The 1,536-nt window shown below is 70.7% G+C and carries 1 protein-coding gene; it reads right to left on the reverse strand.

What is annotated here, in order from left to right; translation table 11 throughout:
• A partial coding sequence (gene acs / locus ACWC9T_RS41815; RefSeq protein WP_449826249.1) for an acetate--CoA ligase occupies nt 1–1,536 on the reverse strand: 1,536 nt, incomplete at both ends.

The following is a 1,536-nucleotide window of genomic DNA, read 5'->3' on the forward strand; positions in this document are numbered from 1 at the left end:
GCGGACTCGGCGACGGCGGGGTGGCCGACCAGGGCGGACTCGACCTCGGTGGTGGAGATGTTGTGGCCGGAGACGAGCATGACGTCGTCGACCCGGCCGAGCAGCCAGATGTCGCCGTCCTCGTCCTTCTTGGCGCCGTCACCGGCGAAGTAGCGGCCCTGGAAGCGCGACCAGTAGGTGTCGATGTAGCGCTGGTCGTCGCCCCAGATGGTGCGGAGCATGGACGGCCACGGCTCGGTGAGGACGAGGTAGCCGCCGGAGCCGTTGGGGACCTCGTTGGCCTCGTCGTCGACGACGGTGGCCGCGATGCCCGGCAGGGCGCGCTGGGCCGAGCCCGGCTTGGTCTCGGTGACGCCCGGCAGCGGGCTGATCATGATCGCGCCGGTCTCGGTCTGCCACCAGGTGTCCACGATCGGGCAGGTGCCGCCGCCGATGTGCTCCCGGTACCAGATCCACGCCTCGGGGTTGATCGGCTCGCCGACGCTGCCCAGCACTCGCAGTGAGGACAGGTCGAACTTCGCGGGGATGTCGTCGCCCCACTTCATGAAGGTGCGGATCGCGGTCGGCGCGGTGTAGAGGATCGTCACGCCGTACTTCTGGACGACCTCCCAGAACCGGCCCTGGTGCGGGGTGTCCGGGGTGCCCTCGTAGATCACCTGGGTGGCGCCGTTGGCCAGCGGGCCGTAGACGATGTACGAGTGGCCGGTGACCCAGCCGATGTCGGCGGTGCACCAGTAGACGTCGGTGGCCGGCTTGAGGTCGAAGACCGCGTGGTGGGTGTAGCTGGCCTGGGTGAGGTACCCGCCGGAGGTGTGCAGGATGCCCTTGGGCTTCCCGGTGGTGCCCGAGGTGTACAGGATGAACAGCGGGTGCTCGGCGTCGTGCGCCTCGGGGGCGTGCTCGGCGCACTGGCGCGCGGTGATCTCGTGCCACCACACGTCACGGCCCTCGGTCCAGGCGATCTCCTGCCCGGTGCGGCGCACCACCAGGACGTGCTCGACGCCGTCGACCTTGGTGAGGGCCTCGTCGATGGCGGGCTTGAGGGCGGAGGGCTTGCCGCGGCGGTAGCCGCCGTCGGCGGTGATGACCAGCTTGGCCCGGGCGTCCTGGATGCGGGAGGCCACGGCGTCGGCGGAGAAGCCGCCGAAGACCACCGAGTGGGTGGCACCGATCCGGGCGCAGGCCAGCATCGCGACGACCGCCTCGGCGATCATCGGCAGGTAGACCGCCACCCGGTCGCCCTTGCGCACGCCGAGTTCCAGCAGCGCGTTGGCGGCGCGGGAGACCTCGTCCTTGAGCTGGGCGTAGGTGATCGAGCGGCTGTCGCCGGGCTCGCCCTCGAAGTGGATGGCGACCCGGTCGCCCAGGCCGTTCTCGACGTGGCGGTCGACGCAGTTGTAGGCCACGTTGAGCTTGCCGTCGGCGAACCACCTGGCGAAGGGCGGGTTGGACCAGTCGAGCGTCTCGGTGGGCTCGACCGCCCAGCTCAGCCGGCGGGCCTGCTCGGCCCAGAAACCCAGACGGTCCTCGGAGGCC

This window comes from Kitasatospora sp. NPDC001159 (genome assembly GCF_053598235.1).